13 protein-coding genes are annotated in these 16,324 nt (G+C 59.4%); 1 reads left to right on the forward strand and 12 read right to left on the reverse strand.

The annotated features are described in order from the left end of the window. Positions 1 to 36: 36 nt before the first annotated feature. The 11 genes from MHY22_RS06450 to MHY22_RS06500 all read right to left on the reverse strand — a co-directional run bounded on the left by MHY22_RS06450 (position 37) and on the right by MHY22_RS06500 (position 14,324). Positions 37 to 1,749 (reverse strand): FadD32-like long-chain-fatty-acid--AMP ligase, encoded by a 1,713-nt coding sequence (locus MHY22_RS06450; RefSeq protein ID WP_239278587.1) that lies wholly within the window; start codon positions 1,747 to 1,749, stop codon positions 37 to 39. A 59-nt stretch (positions 1,750 to 1,808) separates the two neighbouring features. After that, entirely contained in the window at positions 1,809 to 2,723 is a 915-nt protein-coding gene (locus tag MHY22_RS06455) for a cutinase family protein (protein ID WP_239278588.1), read from the reverse strand. Between the two features lie 22 nt (positions 2,724 to 2,745). Further along, on the reverse strand, positions 2,746 to 3,180 hold the full coding sequence (locus MHY22_RS06460; RefSeq protein ID WP_239278589.1) for a hypothetical protein: 435 nt from the start codon (positions 3,178 to 3,180) through the stop codon (positions 2,746 to 2,748). A gap of 2 nt (positions 3,181 to 3,182) precedes the next feature. Next, complete coding sequence (locus MHY22_RS06465) at positions 3,183 to 5,129, reverse strand: alpha/beta hydrolase-fold protein (protein WP_239278590.1); 1,947 nt, start codon at positions 5,127 to 5,129, stop codon at positions 3,183 to 3,185. A gap of 138 nt (positions 5,130 to 5,267) precedes the next feature. Further along, positions 5,268 to 6,668 (reverse strand): NAD-dependent succinate-semialdehyde dehydrogenase, encoded by a 1,401-nt coding sequence (locus tag MHY22_RS06470; protein WP_239278591.1) that lies wholly within the window; start codon positions 6,666 to 6,668, stop codon positions 5,268 to 5,270. Positions 6,669 to 6,689: 21 nt separating this feature from the next. Beyond that, a complete protein-coding gene (locus MHY22_RS06475) occupies positions 6,690 to 7,835 on the reverse strand; it encodes an HNH endonuclease signature motif containing protein (RefSeq protein ID WP_239278592.1) in 1,146 nt (381 codons plus the stop codon). A gap of 159 nt (positions 7,836 to 7,994) precedes the next feature. Then, positions 7,995 to 9,008, reverse strand: coding sequence for an alpha/beta hydrolase family protein (locus MHY22_RS06480; RefSeq protein ID WP_239278594.1), 1,014 nt, complete (start codon positions 9,006 to 9,008; stop codon positions 7,995 to 7,997). Between the two features lie 137 nt (positions 9,009 to 9,145). Then, on the reverse strand, positions 9,146 to 10,840 hold the full coding sequence (locus MHY22_RS06485) for a hypothetical protein (RefSeq protein WP_239278595.1): 1,695 nt from the start codon (positions 10,838 to 10,840) through the stop codon (positions 9,146 to 9,148). A 53-nt stretch (positions 10,841 to 10,893) separates the two neighbouring features. Beyond that, positions 10,894 to 11,874, reverse strand: coding sequence for a decaprenyl-phosphate phosphoribosyltransferase (locus tag MHY22_RS06490; RefSeq protein WP_005327057.1), 981 nt, complete (start codon positions 11,872 to 11,874; stop codon positions 10,894 to 10,896). Next, on the reverse strand, positions 11,867 to 12,382 hold the full coding sequence (locus MHY22_RS06495; RefSeq protein WP_239278596.1) for a phosphatase PAP2 family protein: 516 nt from the start codon (positions 12,380 to 12,382) through the stop codon (positions 11,867 to 11,869). Before MHY22_RS06495 ends, MHY22_RS06490 begins: the two co-directional genes overlap by 8 nt. Then, positions 12,372 to 14,324 (reverse strand): glycosyltransferase, encoded by a 1,953-nt coding sequence (locus MHY22_RS06500; protein WP_239278597.1) that lies wholly within the window; start codon positions 14,322 to 14,324, stop codon positions 12,372 to 12,374. Before MHY22_RS06500 ends, MHY22_RS06495 begins: the two co-directional genes overlap by 11 nt. 124 nt (positions 14,325 to 14,448) lie before the next feature. Here MHY22_RS06500 and MHY22_RS06505 point away from each other — a divergent pair, with 124 nt between their 5' ends. Further along, positions 14,449 to 15,693 (forward strand): hypothetical protein, encoded by a 1,245-nt coding sequence (locus MHY22_RS06505; RefSeq protein ID WP_239278598.1) that lies wholly within the window; start codon positions 14,449 to 14,451, stop codon positions 15,691 to 15,693. On the opposite strand, the gene MHY22_RS06510 is transcribed toward MHY22_RS06505, so the two are convergent. Further along, positions 15,690 to 16,277 (reverse strand): three-helix bundle dimerization domain-containing protein, encoded by a 588-nt coding sequence (locus MHY22_RS06510; protein WP_239278599.1) that lies wholly within the window; start codon positions 16,275 to 16,277, stop codon positions 15,690 to 15,692. The two genes, MHY22_RS06505 and MHY22_RS06510, sit on opposite strands and share 4 nt — an antisense overlap. Positions 16,278 to 16,324: the final 47 nt, after the last annotated feature.

The following is a 16,324-nucleotide window of genomic DNA, read 5'->3' on the forward strand; positions in this document are numbered from 1 at the left end:
TATATCGCTATATTTTGTCACTTTGTTAGCGATATATCAGAATCCCACATAATTCTTCTTGGCTACGCGGCGCGCAATCTTGCCGGAGGACGTGCGGTTGATTTCGCCAGGCGCCTTCCACACGATGTCATCCGGAGTGATGCCATGGTGGGCAGTGACCGCGGTGCGAATGGCCTCGGTGGCCTCGGCATCGCCGGACGGCTGCGCATCATCGGCTCGCTCCACCAGCAGGACGAGGGACTCAGAGTCATTGCCTTCCACGGAGAAGGCAGCAACGGAATCCGGGCGAACCTGCGTGGAAGCGGCTTGCACCGTGCCCTCAATATCCTGCGGATAATGGTTGCGTCCAGCAATGACGATGAGATCCTTCAGGCGGCCGGTGATATACAGTTCCCCATCCACGATGGCCGCCAAGTCTCCGGTGGCCATCCAGTAATCGTCTTCCGGCAGGCCATCCTGTTGACGCTCACCCAGGGTATTGCGGAAGGTCGCAGCGGTTTCCTCTGGGCGGTTGAGGTAGCCGGTGGCCATGTTGGGACCGTGGACCCAGATTTCTCCGATAACGCCGTCCTTTACCTCGGCGCGAGTTTCCGGATCCACAATGGCGAGGTGCTGGTGCGGAACGCACTGTCCATTGGAGGCGTAAGCGACGGTGTCATCGGATTTCTCCTCGATGACTGCACGACCTGCGGCTAGCTCCGCGCGGTTAAAGTGCGAGATGACCGGGCGCTTGTCAGTTTGCGGGGTAGACACAATAAGCGCCGCTTCTGCCAGACCATAGGACGGGCGCAGTACGGAACGGTCCACGCTGAAGGCTTCGAGGAAGGAGTCCACGGCCGATTCGGTCACCGGCTCGGAACCGATAATGATGCCGCCCACGTGCGAGAAATCTGCATCCTTGGCATGGCGAGCGGCGAGTTCCAAGGCAAAGTTCGGGATGGCGGCATAGGTGGCCTGCTTGCCCGCGGTGAGGCGCCGGACCCAGCGATCCGGGTGCTGGATGAAATCGCGCGGGGTCATCATCTCGAAGTCGAGGCCCAAAATGGTGACGAATACGGCAAGGATGATACCCATATCGTGGTGCATCGGCAGCCAAGAAACGATGCGGGCAGGCATCTGCAGCTGCAGTGCCTGGAAGATCTGCGCCACGTTGGTAATAATCGCGCGATTGGTGAGCTCCACGCCGGCCGGGGTGCGGGTGGAACCGGAAGTGTACTGCAGGAAAGCAGTGTCTTCTGCGGTTCCCTCCACAGGAGTCCAGGAAGAAGCCAAAGAATCAGGAAGGGCGTCGAGGGAAATGATGCGCGGGCGCTCGCGTTGAGCGGAAAAGTACGTGCGCACTGCCGCCGCCGATACGCGGTTAGTCACCACGATGGACGGTTCGCAGTCACCAAATACGGCCTTGAGGTGGTCCGAGTGCCCCGGTTCGTTGGGGTCATATAGCGGAATCGGCACCATGCCCGCATATAGAGCGCCCAAGAAGCCGAAGACGTATTCTGGTGAATTACCAGCCAAGATAGCCACGCGGGTACCAGGCTCTGCCACCTGCTGCAGGCGCGCCGCCACCGCCTTGATGCGGTTATTGACCTGTGCGCGGGTGAGCTCCCGGCAGGTTTCTTCCTCACCGTAGATCCACTGGCGCATCACCACGCGGTCTGGGTCGGTCTCCGCTTGGAAGAGCTTCTCTGCCAACTGGGCCAAGGTGAACTCGGGCGCTAGGAACTGCCCCATCTGCGCTTTCAGATCCATCGATTCTCCTTAAGTAAATGGTTTCGGTAATAAAACTATCGGAGTTGGGGGAATGGTTGTTACGCGGCGTCGATAAGCTGGCGAGCCCAACCCACTACCCATTGGTTGGCAGTCGTTCCATCGATAACGCCACTATTGGAGGCGTATTGCGCATGCACGCCATTCGCGGCAATCAGACTCTGCGCGCGCTCTAGTGCATTGGTCACGTTTGGCGGGGCATCACACACCGAATCATTGGGCGCGCAAATCTGGAAGGTGCGATCCGCGAGGCTACCGAACCCATTCTGGCGCGCACCACGCATGGAAGCCCCCGGCACGATGGGCTGAACCAATCCGGATACCGGCTGAAGGGCAATTTCAGCACCCACGCCGCCCACCTTGCGGCCTGGGTTTTGCCCGACGCCATTTTGGCGGCGGCCGTCAGCGATAAGGGCCACGCCTGCGATGTTTTCCGCCGGGACCACGCCCTGGCCGCCACCAATCTCATCGGCAACGTCGCCAGCAATCACCGCGCCCTGAGAAAAGCCGCTCAAAATGAACTTGGTAGCTGGGCAGCTTTGGTGAACGCTACGCAGCTCGTCATTCATCTTGGCGGTTCCCTCATTGCGGGAATCGTCGTAACTCATCTCATGTTGCGCATTAATGTTTTTAAATTGCGCGGTATAGGGAAGGGTCCAGACCTTCACGTCGTCCCCGTAGGCCTCCTGCAGCGGCTTCGTAATAGACAACATGAACGAGCGCGGGTTCGCAGAAGGATTAATGGGGTCGTCGTCAGCCGCGGACTCCCAGGTACCCGGGGCAGAAATGAACTCCACACGGGGGCACCACTCGGGCTGCTGCGGTTGCGGCGGCGCAGCCTGCTCCGTGGTGTGCGGAGCAGGGGAATCAGTGCCTTGGTTGAGGTAACGCGACGCGCCCACGCCGATGACAGCTAAAACGACGAGGGCCGCGACAACGGTAATAGTTTTTCGCATGGATTAGTTGTACCAGGTAAACCTAGCAAATCCCTGAACGTGCGGAATCCTTGATGAGCTGGGAAAGCTCCTCAAAACTCTGCGTGGCGCGCTGCTGCTCGATGAGCTGGCCAGCAACCGCAGAAATGGTGACCTCATTCTCGTCACAAGCCGCTTTGCCGGCTCCAAGGAGCTGATCCTCTACGCCATCGACGTTAACGCCGGCGTCCTTGAGCTTGTCCAAGTACTTGGCGTCCGGTTCCGGCACCTCAGCGGACGGGATTTCAGAGATCTCGCGCGCACCGCGGTCTTCTTGCGACTTAGAGGTGGCACTCTCCGAAGAAGAAGAAGGGGCCTCGGACTCCCGCTCGAGGGGCGCGACCTCGGTCTCTTGCGGCGGTTCGCTATCCACCGTGGCGGAATCGCAGCCCGCAAGACCCAAGCACAGCGCCGCGCCCACAACTACTAGCTTGCGCATAGCTACTTCTTCTCGGTCCGAACCTGGCCGAGGACCTCGCTGATCTTGCCGTGCTGGAATTCCTGGCTCAGGCCGCCAGCGGCAATCTCGGAATAGTCAGAGGTAGGCCAACCGAACTCGCCCTGCTCCCAGCCAGCCTGGCCCCAGCGGTCCATGATCTTGCTCTTCAAGATGTAGTGCGCACCAGTCTTCGGGGACCAGTAGATGCTGCCCTTCTCAAAGGTCTGGAAGAAGCCGCCGTTGACGGCGTTCTCACCTGACGTCGGGAAGCCAAGCGCAGATTCAGCGCCGCCCATGTCCTTGTACTTGGCGCCGATAGCGCCGTGAACTACCTGGTTGGAGCCATCCGGGTTACGGGTCAGGATGCCATCCTGGAATTCCTGCATGTAGCCCTCGCCGACCTTCTTAACCGAGCCAGTCGGGTACTTCAGGTCGCCCTTTTCGTAACCGTTCTTGCCCCAGGCCTGGAACATATCACCGGTAATCTCCCACGCGCCGGTCTCCGGGGACCAGTAGATGGAGCCGTGCTCGAAGTGCACGAAGCGGCCTTTGCCGTCCGGGGTCTTAGACTCGCCGGTCTTAGGGAAGCCCAGCCAGGAGGTAGGTCCGCCGATTTCGGCGTAGCGTGCACCAATGCGGCCGAAGAGGGCGTGCGCACCGGTATCCGGGGACCAGTAAGCGGTACCAGACTCGAAGTCCTGGGCTTTGCCCTTCTTGGCGACGTCGTACTCGTTATTCAAGCAAGAGCCAATGACGCCGCTCTTGGTTTCCTTGGCGATGGCACCAATGGCCTCACAGTCCGCACCGCGATCAGCCTTGTCCATCTCGAGGGCATCTGCGATGTAGGGCCATGCCTGCTGCATCTCAAACTGCCAGTATTCCCAGCTGTGCACGCCGGATGGGCGGAACTTAATCACTGGGTTAATCTTGGCGCGCTTTGCATAGTCCACATAGGTCTGGGTCGACATACGGGAGATGACCTCCAAGCCCATGCCGGCGAGGTTTGCTTGACCCTTGGCTACGGAGTTGGCGTTACCAAAATCGTCCTTGCCCGAACCTGCAGAGACATAGACCTTCATGTCCTTCAGGTTTTCAATGCCCAGCTTCGGATCGTGGTCGATCCAGTTTTGGGAACCTGGCTCGCCCCACATCTTGCGGGAATCATAACCGCCGGCATCGCGCTGCGCAGCCATAATGGCTTCCGGCATGCCGCGCGTAGTGGTGTCCAGGTAACCGGAGAAGGAACCCACGAAGTTGAACAGGTGCGGGTTGCGCTCAGCCAAGTTCATCGCGGCCGTGCCGCCCATGGACAGGCCGGTGACCGCACGCTTGTGGTTCGAGCGGTACTCATTATCCAAGATGGGGATCAATTCCTTGGTGAGGAAAGTCTCCCACATGTAGCGCTTACCGCGGTCTGCCTGCTCCCAGTCCGAGTAGAAGGAAGACTCGCCGCCAACCGGCATAATCAGGTTGACGTTACGGTCAGCGTACTGGTTCAAAATATTGGTCTCGATGGTCCAGCCGGACTCATCGTCACGCGCACGCAGGCCGTCAAGCGCCCATACCTCTGGGAACTTCTTTTCCGGGTGGGAGTACCAGTCACGAGCCAGCTGGATCTGCACCTTCTGCTCTTTGTCCGGCATAGCCGCGGACTTGATGTAGACCATCAGGTGGCGGTTGGTCAGGTACTCCACGCGGTTGATCTTCACGCCCTCCGGCAGGCCCTTAACATCCGGGTATTCGGTGTTCAGCGGGGTGCGAGCGGGCGGCTCCTTGGGCGCGAAATGATCGGACAGGCTGGAATCGCCGCCGATGGCGGAAGAGAGATCGCCTACGGAAGATTGTGCGGTGGCGTTTGGCAGCAGAGCCAAACCCACGGCAATAGCGGTAGGTACTGCGGCCACTGCAAGGCCCTTGCGAGCTTTGCTCGGGGAAGTGCTTTTGCGCATAGGTAAACGTCCTTGAAGATTTGCCGCGGTACCTTTCCGAGGGTTCCCCTCCCCCCGGACCGATGCCTGCGGCGTGAGCTGTCTATCGTGTGCTCAAGTTTAAGTTGAACTTGAGACTTACGCTAGACTGACACGCCGCTACATTGCCGGGGAGTTGCCCGGGTTATCCTGTCCGCTGACGCGGTACAGGTGCTCGTTGACAAACTCGCCGACACCCCAGCGTGCCAGCTCGCGGCCGTAGCCGGAGCGGTTCACGCCACCGAATGGCAGGCCTGCTGCGGTTACCGACGCCTCGTTAACAAACGTCATGCCATCGTTGAGCTGGTTTGCCACCTCGAATGCGGCATCCAGATCGGTGCCCCACACGGAGCTGGACAGACCATACTCCGAGTTATTGGCAATCTCGATAGCCTCTTCAACATCCTTGGCCTTGTAGACAATAGCCACAGGGCCGAAGATCTCGTTGCAGCCTACGTCGGTGGATGGGTCGACGTCGGTAAGCAGCGCAGGCTCCATGTAGGCGCCCTCGCGGTCAATCTTCTTGCCGCCTACGCGAATCTTGGCGTCGCCGTTGGCCGCAGCCTTTTCCAGGCGCTCCACGATCTCATCGCGAGCATCAATGGAGGACAGCGGGCCAATGTCGGCATTCTCGTCGTCATAAGTGCCGACCTTCATGTCCCCAATCTTCTTTTCCAGGTACTCCACGGTGCGGTCGTAGAAGTCCTCCAGAACAATGAGGCGTTTTGGCGCGTTGCAGGCCTGGCCGGTGTTGTACATGCGGATCAGGCTGTACTGATCCAGTACCCACTCCAGGTTCTCATCATCAATAACCAGGAACGGATCGTTGCCGCCCAGCTCCAGCACGGACTTCTTGTAATTTTCACCGGCGGTCTTGGCCACGGCAGAGCCTGCAGCCTCCGAACCGGTCAGCGAAACACCCTTGATGCGCTTATCCGCTACAAAGGCATCCATCTGGGAACCGGAAGCGTAGATGTTGATGTACGCGTCCTTCGGTAGACCAGCCTCTTCCAGGATGTCCTGGCACGCCTGGGAAGACAGCGGGCAGATGGAAGCGTGCTTGAGCACAATAGTGTTACCCAGGAGCAGGTTAGGCGCCGCGAAGCGGGCTACCTGGTAGTACGGGAAGTTCCACGGCATGATGCCCAGCAGTGGACCGATCGGCTCCTTGCGCACTACGGTCTTGTCGGCATTCTGTGCCGGCAGGTACTCGTCGGCAAGCAGCTCGTGCGCGTGCTCGGAGTAATAGCGGTAAATATCGGCAACAATCTGTACCTCAGCCTTGGCCCAACGGGTCAGCTTGCCCATCTCGCGGCCGATATGATCGGCCAATTCATCAATGCGCTCTTCATAAAGATCAGCCGCGCGGGACAAAACCGCAGCACGCTCCTCGATGCGAGTGGTCCGCCATGCATCGTAGGCCGCGGTGGAGCGGTCTAGAATGTCATCGCGCTGCGAATCATCGATACGTTCAAACTGGTCTTCACTCTTGCCTGTGTTTGGATTCTCAATAGCGAACATGCGCCCCTGTATAGTCCCAACTCACAAGCCTTGCAATGATCCCCTCCTAAGCTTGAGGAATCGCTCCCACGTCAGCTTCCAATGAATATTCCGGGGTGCGAGAGGACCTGCCGCTCGGTCCACTTCGTAAGTGCCATCCTCAAACATCCAGACAATATCTCCGGTAAACGGGTCCATGATGTATCGCACCCGACCATCCGTCTTCACGTTATGGTGATGCTGGCACAGGCTCACCAGATTTCCCACACTGGTAGGCCCTTTGTCGCCGTACTCCACTCGGTGATCCAGTTGGCAATAGTGCGCTGGCATTGAACACCCCGGCCACCGGCAGATCGCGTCCCGCCCCTGCACCCAGGCACGGATTTCTTCTGAGGGTACATACTTTGTGACGTCCTCGGCGGTTAGAGTTCGCACCGCAGAGTCATGTGCTAAGTCCTCTCCCAGATCGCACCATCCGGCGCTAGGAATAAAAACGCGGGAGGGATCCTCGCCGGTACGATAGGTGTTAATCACCACCTTGGTACTAGTGCGGTTAAAGATCAGATTTTCCAGCGCCTGCGCCTTTGACACCCCGTCTTGTGCTGCCGCTTTATCAACATGCCTGGAGATTGCCGCCGCAGTAGCCTTATCTGTCTTCAACACGATCGTGGCTTGTCCACCCGAATAGGACACCGAGACTGCACGCTCGATTTGCGCCGACAAATCGGGCTTCAGCAGCCCATCAAGGAATCCGCGCAGGAAACTTCGGATTTCCGGTTCCGTCGGCACGTGCTGCCCTGGGTCTTTGGGCGTGAGGAAATCCGCCAAGGCCGCATCAACCAGTTGGATCTGCACTTCGTCCTCACCGAGGGGACGTAATTCCACGTCAATGACTTGGAGTCGCGGAAGGTCCAAAATCCAATGTTCTGTTTGTACTGCGGTAGTAAGCGGCAATTCGCGCATCCGGAAATGGGCTTGGATCGCACTTGATACCCGCCATCGCGAAAGACCGAGCCTCCTAGACAACACGGCCAATGTGCAATCAACGTCGTCTTCTAACTGTGGCAACACTGCCTGGAACAGTTGCCATGATTGAATTCTTTGCACCATGGCCATGACACACACGGTGTCTTCCATGTCATTGGTAGAAAAATACGCCTGTTTTGGTGGTGCGGTAGCAGTAGTCACGAAAGCTCCCCCTCTGAAAAATTTCGCACACCCAATCGAACTGACACCCCTAGATTAGCGCAACGCCGTGGCACCCGCAATAGCTAGACGGATATTTGTTCGATACGACTCGCAAAAGAAAATCCCCTTTCCTTAAGAAAGGGGATTCGGCCGCAAGACTTACCAAGCGTTCATGACGTTAAGCACCTGTGGCTTAGAGCGGTTGAGCTGGTAGCCAAACTGCTCCCAGTTGTGCAGCCCCTGGGCCGGGTAGTCCACGGTCGGGTTCAGGCCCTGCAGGCGAGCGGCGCCTTCCCACACGCGGGTGGTGATATTGGAGCCGAACTCGAGTGCAGCACCTGCCGCTTGGTGCTCCGGCAGGTAGTGGCTATCGCCGGCGCCTGGGACACCAGAAGCTGCGGAGATGTACAGGTTGGTATTGCGCAACTTTGGAATAAGCAGCAGCGGATCGTTCTGGAAACGCTTCGGGTTAAACAGGGAACCGTACATAGCGTTGATGTTGAATCCGCCCGCATCCAGCATGGCAAAGCGCATCATGGTCTGAGCGCCCGGGACCGTGGTGGTCAGGAAGCCAGAGTAAGACATTGCCTGGCGGAACTGGTTCGGGTGCTTTGCAGCCAGGGTCAGGGCGGCACCGGCACCCATGGACAGGCCAGCAATGGAGTTGTTGTTGCGGGCAACACCGAAGTTGCGCTCCAAGTAGCCAGGAAGCTCGCTGGTCAGGAAGGTCTCCCACTTGTAGTTGACCGGATTTTCCAGGTCGTAGGTAGCAGGACCCTGCCAGTCAGCGTAGAAGGAAGCAGCACCACCGACGGGCATAGCGAGGGTGATGTTGTGCGGCTCGTAAGTCTTGGCAGCATTAACGTCATTTACCCATGCGTTAGTCCGCTCGGTGGCACGCAGGCCATCTAGCAGGTAAAGGGCAGCATTGCCGCCACGCTTTGCCGGCTGAACCTGCACCGGGATGGTGCGGCCCATAGCCTGGGACCAAACGTCGCAACGCTGGACCCACCAGCCAACCTTGTCCCACTCACACGTACCAGTGGCGTCACGGCGCAGCCAGTCGCGGTTGGCTGCCTCTGCCGGCTGGGAACCTGCCACGACGGCCAGGCCCAAAGCTACGGCAACTGCCATGATGACTGAAAGGACGCGACCCTTGATGGATGCAGTCATCTTTCTCCTTCAAACTACTCGGTGATTGTCACTAAGTTCTATCGTCCGGAACCTGTATACCGTTAACGTCACGGATCGATAACAATGTCACAGAATAGTGTAACTTAGGTTCCCCCTAAAGTCTGCATTTAAAGGGATTAATGCAGGTAGTCAGAGGGATTAGAAGAAAAAGTGAGGGTCCGGCCGTCGGTCAGGGAGAATTTAATATTTTTCCAGAAACGGTCCCAAGTTAGGGGTTCCCTGTATGTGGCGAAGAGTTTCTGAAAATCGGCGTCGGCAAGCGCGGCGCGAGCCTTGGCCGCCTCGTACTTATCAATCCACGCCGGGATCTCGTCGATATCGGCCGCGGAATCTGCCACCTGCCACGACATATCCAAGCTCTTGTCGTGCCCAATGCGCCCGCCCTCGATGCGCGGCTGGCGCGCCGCCAAAGGGTTGCTGAGGCCGATATTGTCCAGCACGCGAATATCCAGCGGCGCATTCATGGACGACAGGCCCAAATTAAGCAGGTAAACGGTCGGCGGATCGGTACGCGAAGGGTCTGCCGGCGTGGCCGTCCACGAGAACCTATCTTCGCCCTTGATATAGCGGAAGGTCATGGCGTCGCCGGCCTCTAGCTCGTCGATTCCCTCCTGGTAATCCTCCATAAACTTGGCACCAAGGAACTCTTCGGCGCGCATGGGAGGATCCTGGCGCTGGGTAGCGTAGGTCCAGAAATCACGCTCGTCCACGATGGAAATTTCATCCGCATAGATGCTGCGATCCACCGGATGGCCGCGCAGAACGATAACCAGCGCCCACACCGCGCAGAGGACGGATACGATCCACATGCGTACGCTAACGACAAAAATCGGAAGCAGAAACGCAAAAAGTGGCAGCAGCAGCATGCGGCCGTGCATAAAGTCTCCACCCACACGCAAGACGTAAAACGTATGGATGAGCGCCGCGCCCACAAAAAGATACGTGGCAGTGGCGGTGGATCGCAGAGCCGTGGGGCGCAGGTCCGCCTTCCACAGACCCGCAATGGCAAGCACGACAAGCGGCAGGAAGAGCCAGTACGGGCCGGCGAAATCAGCTAAGTAGCTAAAGCCCTTGCTCCATTCGGAACCCGCCGCGGACTTGGCCACGGCCGTGTGCGGGGTCAGCAGACCGTAGTAACCCATGCGGAAAATCTCATAGGCCAACGGCAACGGCACTGCGGCGGCAAGTATCTTCCACCAGCGGTGGGATACGAGCAGCACGATTCCCACCAGGCCGCCGTACAGGGCGAGCTCTGGGCGCACCAGCCAGGACAGTCCGGCCCAGAAGGCGAGCCAATAGGCCTCACTATTGCTCCCGGAGTGGCGGCGCGGGCGCGACCACCGCAGCAACAGCCACCACAGCACCGCAAGGTAGAAGATGCACAGTCCCCATTCCAGGCCGGAGGTAAAGAAGTCGCGGGCCGGTGGCAGGGCCAAATACACAAGTGCGCCGGCCGGAAGGACCGCTCCAGAGCGCATGCTTGCCGACGCCCCCGTGCCCACAACCATTGCCGCTACCGCCAAAAAGAGGCCCAAGTAAATGGCGATGCCTTCCAGGTTTGCGTGGGAGACCCAGCGCACGAGGAAGATGAGGTACTGCCATAGCGTGGAAGTATTGGCCTCCACGCGCTCGCCCATATTGAACACGGGCCCGTTTCCAGCTTCGAGATTGCGCACGGTACGCAGGACGATGAGGCCGTCATCGGAAATCCAGCGGCGAGCGAAGCCGCCCCAGAAAGATAAAACACCGATCACAAGAATGACCGCTGGGGTACTCCAGCGGGCGATACTCTTGTGGTCGATGTTAAGCACGGGGAGAAAGTTTATCAGCCCCGCAGAAAATTTCTATATCGATTCCGCTGTGTCTAGAACAACGGCATGATATAAACCGCCATGGCAATGCAGGCAAGCCAAGCCAAGGCGAGAACCTGCAAAGTGCGGTCCTCCAGTGCAATCTCGTCCGGTGCGCCACCCTGGCCGCGGTCCACATCGGCCGCATAGCGGAGGATGGCGATGGTAAACGGCACCATGGAAATCTGGTACCACACGCCACCGGTCTGGGCGTCATTTGCGAGTTCGAAGCCCCACAAGGTGTAGCAGATGACCACAGCGGTGGCGGCTAGGGTCCACACGAAGCGCAGGTAGGTGGGAGTATACCCCTCCAAGGACTTGCGGATTTTCGCGCCGGTCTGTTCTACCAACAGGATTTCCGAGTAGCGCTTGCCGGAGGCCATAAACAGCGAACCGAAGGCCGCCACCAGCAAGAACCACTGGGACAGCTCGATGCCTGCGGCTACGCCACCGGCCATAGTGCGCAGCATGAAACCGGAGGACACCAGCGCAATATCGATCACCGGCATATGCTTCCAGCCAAAGCAATAGCCCAACTGCAACGCGATATAAATCGCCATCACGATAGCCAGCTGCGGGCCGGCGGTGGCAAGGAAAGACAGGCCAATGGAGAGACAGATGAGCACCACGGCCATGACATAGGCGAGCTTAATCGGCAGCACGCCAGAGGCAATCGGGCGGAAGCGCTTGGTCGGATGCTCTTGGTCCTCGCGCCAGTCCTTCGCATCGTTAATCAGGTAGATGGAGGAAGCGCCGAGGCAAAAGACGACGAAGGCCAAGAGGACGTCGAGAAGCACGCGGCCATGGAACAGCGCATCGGCGCCGGCCGCGGCGGGGGCGGCCAGCACCAGGACGTTTTTGACCCACTGCTTGGGGCGCAGGGCCTTAATCATGCCATCGACAAGATTCTTCGGCGGCTTGCGCTTGCGGCCGGTATCTACGCCAGAGGTGTGCGGTTCCGAATGGAAAAAGTGCTGGTTTCCATCATCACTCATGCTTCATTCCTTTCATCACGACCTCCGCGGTAGCAGCGCCGATGGCCGCACCCACGGCCGTATCTGTTGGGTAGTGCACTCCGAGCACCATACGCGATGCCATCATTACCGGCACGCCGAAAAGGGGCGCCTTGCGGCCGGTAAGGCGGCTTACCGCCACTAGGAATGCGGTGGTCGAAGTCGCGTGCGAGCTGGGGAAGGAGAGCTTGGAGGGCGTTTTTACTCCCACGCGCACGTAGGGATAATCAGGGCGCTTGCGGCGCACGATGCGCTTGAGCACCACGCTGGCGGCATGCGCGAGGAAGGCGGCGGCCCCAACACGGACCCAGCCTTCGCGGCGGCGCTTGTCGACGCCGGCCCCTACCGCAGCGCTGCCCATCCAGCCCAAGGCATGCTCGCCCCAGTGGCTAAGCCCGCGGGCGGTGGGAAGCACGCCGGGCACGTCGAAGGCCGCACCCTGGATGGATTCGAGGACGCGCGATTCGGCTACGGAAAGCTTATTGGGCATCGAAGACCTTCTTCCAGGACTCGCGCGAGGTCAGCTCGGGCTGGGCCGCGCGGTATTCGGCGCGCAGGTCATCGAAGTTCTCCTCGATTTCCTTCAGCAGTTCGCGGGTCTGGGTCACGAGGTCCTTGGCTAGGTCGCGATCACGCTTGCGGAAGGCCACGCCGGTGCCACCCGCGGTGGATACGGTGGCCGAATCTACGCGGGACAGGGTGAACCAGCGGGCCTCGTCCGGGGTGAGGTTGAGCTGCGGCGCCTCATGGTGCGCAGCGTCTTCCTTGCTGACGAGGTGCTTGAGGCCCTTAATGGCCCACGGGATCTTCTTAATCTTGGCCAGACGGCCGCCGATATTGCGGGTGGGTACGCCCGGCGCGCCGGTGGGAGCCGGCAGCTCATCGGCGGATTCCAGAATGACGGCATCGGAGTAGTTCTTGCGAATCTGCGCGATGCGCGGCAGCGAAGACTCCAGGATGTCGAAGAGATGGTCCGGTCCGGCCAGGAAGTCCCGCATGGCCTCAATCTGGATGGCCATGGTGGAGTATTCCATGCACATGGTGTGCTTGAGGGTGGACTTAAAGATGGACTTGGTAATGCCCTTGGCCGGCCCCTCGTGGTACATCGCGGCAACGATGAGGCGGTTGCGCAGGTGGAAGTAGGCCTGCCAGTCAATGGCATCGTCCTTGTCGGCCCAGGCCATGTGCCAGATAGCGGCGCCCGGCCAGGTCACCGTGGGGAAGCCATTGCGAGCCGCGCGCAGGGAGTACTCGGTATCGTCCCACTTGATAAACAGCGGCAGCGGCTGGCCGTTGGTTTCTGCCACGATGCGCGGGAAGAGGCACATCCACCAGCCGTTGTACTCCACATCAACGCGGCGGTGCAGCGCGCGGGAATCGTACTTCTTAGGATCCAGGTGAGTCTCGCGGGTGCCGATGGCGCGCAGCGGGTACTTGGCAAAGTCATGGTCGTAGACGGCGTGCGGCGCCGCGCCCCACATGAAATCGGCACGGTTAACCTGCTCGCCGGTAGTGCGCAGCTGGGAGCGTTCCTGCAGGTTAAGCATCTGGCCGCCGACGACAATGGGCTTGGCGGCGTAGCGGGCCGCCTGAACCGCACGCAGTACGGAGTCCGGCTCGATAGCGATGTCATCGTCCATGTACAGGATGAAGGGCGAATCGGTATTTTCCAGCGCCTCGTACATGATGCGGGAGTAGCCGCCGGAGCCGCCCAGGTTGCCCTGACGGAATTCGCGGAAACGATCGCCAAAGTGGGCCACTGCCTCGTCGTAACCCGGCTCATCAGCGGGGTGCTGGTTGCCCTGGTCCGGCATGAGGACGAAGTCGATGATTTCATCTACCACCGGATCTTCGGCCAATGCCTTGAGTGCTGCCACGGCATCGGTTGGGCGATTGAAGGTAGGAATGCCGACTGCCACGCGCTTGTCCTGCGCCGGTTGTTCGGTGCCGTCCGGCAGCAGCTGTGGGCCAGGGGCGTGGGGGGAGCACCAGGCGGCGTCGGCAAGCGTGGTTTCCTGCTCGGCGGTGATATCGAACCACAGCCAGCCGCCGTCCTCGAAGTTTTTAAGCGGCAGCTCAAACTCGTGGTGGCCGGTGCCTACCAGGTGGTTGGACACGGAAATGCGCTGGCCATCCTGCTTGGAGCGGTAGAGGGAAATATTTGCTTGACCCTCAATGTCTAGGCTGAGGATTACGGAGCGCAACTGGGACCAGCGGCGCCAGTAGGAGGCTGGGAAGGCGTTGAAGTAGGTTTCAAAAGATGCTTCCTCGCCGGCCGGGATGGTAACGGAGGTGCGGTTAAACCAGCTGAGGCGTTCGCGGTTTTGCTCGGCTTCGATGAGGTAGAGCATCCGCACATCAAAGGGCTCGCCGCGCTTAGGCAGCAGGATGCGCTGCAGGGGCTCATGGGCCTGGGTGTTGTTGGCAGTCACGATAGCTTCGATTCTCCAAACGGTATAAACAGTAGTCAGCGATTTAGCGTAGTTGCTTTTGCATAAGTACTACGGTTTACACGCGGAGCCCGTATGATGGAACCTCATGAGATGGGTTCCTTGCGTGGCAGCAGTAGGTCTTCTCACTGTAGCCAGCGCGCCCGCCGCTATCGCAGAGGAAAAGCCCGCGGTGGAGTTTCTGGACCACGCCCAAATCCTCAGCAATTCGGACGAAGACGCCATTAAATCGCAAGCACAGTCCATGCATTTGCCGGATTCCGTGCACGAGGTTCTCTACGCTACGTATCCGAATTCAGGCGAGGATTTTTCCCGGACTCTATTCCAAGACTTGGCCCGCGAGCATCCACATTTCATCAGCGGAAGTGAGTTACAGAAAAATGTGCTCGTCATCGCGGTTGGTTTTGAGCCCAATAGTATGGCCGTGCACTGTGGCACAGAGGTGTGCCAGGACATCAAGATTTATGACGAGGGCCGCGTAGACGGCATTTTGGACCAAATGCGGCCGGCGCTGGCGGACGGTGACTATACCGTCGGCATGATCCTGGCAACGCGCGCCGCCGCGGATACCACCGTGCGTCGGCAATATACGCAAGATGCGCCCACGTGGTCCATGTTCATCGCAGCCACTGTGATGCTCGTGGTTCTGGGCGCGGTTGGCCTCATTACTTACTTGTTCATCCGCCGCGCCCGAGTGCGTAAGCGCTTCGATTATATTAAGGGCGCTCGCGACGGGGCTGAGGAACTCATCAAGCGCACGGAGGCACGGATTGACGCCCTGCATTCCCCCTTGGCGGGCGACTATCTGAAGGTACAGTGGCGCTCTTTGGTCAACCAGTACACTGATGCGCGGCCGACGCTCAAGGCGCTGGAGAACATCCAGGACTATTCCCTGCACGCTGCCTCCATCAAGGAGGCATACAAAGCGCTCAAGCAGATCAATACGGCCGCAGCGCAGATAGATTCCCTGGAAAATTTCTGCGCCGGCGATACTGCGGTGCGCGCGGGCGAGGTGCAATGGCTGCTTGGCGACGCCCAAGCGGCCCTCTCCCGCCAGCCCGATAACGCCAGCTTGCGCCAGATAACGCAGCGCATTAATGACCTGTCTCAGGTTCTGTCGCGGGAAGACTTCGACTCCGCCTTCGCTCGCGTCCTCGAGGACTACCACCCCATGGTGAGCGCACTGCCAGAACGGCTATATCCGCAGCGCGACCGCAAAACTCCCCCACTTTTGGGCACGCCGGAATGGCGCCCCGGTATGGGCACGCACTACATGCCCTATCGGTTTGCGGGCTTCTGGGTGGCTAATAATAACGTCTCCTCCCAGCTGCCCAACCCATATCGCTTCTAGGCGTTGACCGGCTCGGTTACCGGATCGATGCCCAGCTTGTTGAGCATGTAGAGCACGCGGGCTTCGAGGTCATCAGCCAATTCGCGCGCCTCCTCCACAGTATCCGCGGCAGCGATATCCCAGATTTTGATGTCCTTGCCCGCCTCATCGCGCTCGATCTCGCGGCCCAAGAACACGATGTAATCCGGCATCGCTACCGTGCGCACCTCATCGAGGTACTTATTCGGGGCCTCGCCCATGCCGCGCTCGTTCATGACGTGGGCAAGGTGGCCTTCCGCTTCGTTTTCTGGGTGAGCAACGGCGGTATCTACAAAGAGGGCCTCGCCGGCGTGCTTTCGGGTGAGCTCCGCTGCCGCTTGGGCCAGAGCACTATTCGTCCCAGCAGCAAAGCGGACGTGAATGCGGTGATTACCGAAGTACTCGCGCACCTCGCGCTCCACCAAAAGCGGCACGAATTCATCGAGCTCCGCCTTCTTGGTGTGCTTGGCAATAACCTCATCGAGCTTGGCATCGATTTCCACGGCCGTGTACTCGTGGCCGTAGTTCTCGTGCAGATCCTGGCGCAGGGTTTCAAACTGGTTCATTGTTATCCCCTTTCTCGGATTATTGTCCCGTTTGCTAATTGTTAACC

This window comes from Corynebacterium sp. ACRPO (assembly GCF_022347205.1).
Classification (GTDB): domain Bacteria; phylum Actinomycetota; class Actinomycetes; order Mycobacteriales; family Mycobacteriaceae; genus Corynebacterium.

What these genes read in the sequence shown, in the direction of transcription:
- MHY22_RS06455 (WP_239278588.1), bottom strand. Translation starts at nt 2,723, where the DNA reads ATGCGAAAAACTATTACCGTTGTCGCGGCCCTCGTCGTTTTAGCTGTC.
- MHY22_RS06470 (WP_239278591.1), bottom strand. Translation starts at nt 6,668, where the DNA reads ATGTTCGCTATTGAGAATCCAAACACAGGCAAGAGTGAAGACCAGTTT.
- MHY22_RS06465 (WP_239278590.1), bottom strand. Translation starts at nt 5,129, where the DNA reads ATGCGCAAAAGCACTTCCCCGAGCAAAGCTCGCAAGGGCCTTGCAGTG.
- MHY22_RS06495 (WP_239278596.1), bottom strand. Translation starts at nt 12,382, where the DNA reads ATGCCCAATAAGCTTTCCGTAGCCGAATCGCGCGTCCTCGAATCCATC.
- MHY22_RS06460 (WP_239278589.1), bottom strand. Translation starts at nt 3,180, where the DNA reads ATGCGCAAGCTAGTAGTTGTGGGCGCGGCGCTGTGCTTGGGTCTTGCG.
- MHY22_RS06510 (WP_239278599.1), bottom strand. Translation starts at nt 16,277, where the DNA reads ATGAACCAGTTTGAAACCCTGCGCCAGGATCTGCACGAGAACTACGGC.
- MHY22_RS06450 (WP_239278587.1), bottom strand. Translation starts at nt 1,749, where the DNA reads ATGGATCTGAAAGCGCAGATGGGGCAGTTCCTAGCGCCCGAGTTCACC.
- MHY22_RS06480 (WP_239278594.1), bottom strand. Translation starts at nt 9,008, where the DNA reads ATGACTGCATCCATCAAGGGTCGCGTCCTTTCAGTCATCATGGCAGTT.
- MHY22_RS06490 (WP_005327057.1), bottom strand. Translation starts at nt 11,874, where the DNA reads ATGAGTGATGATGGAAACCAGCACTTTTTCCATTCGGAACCGCACACC.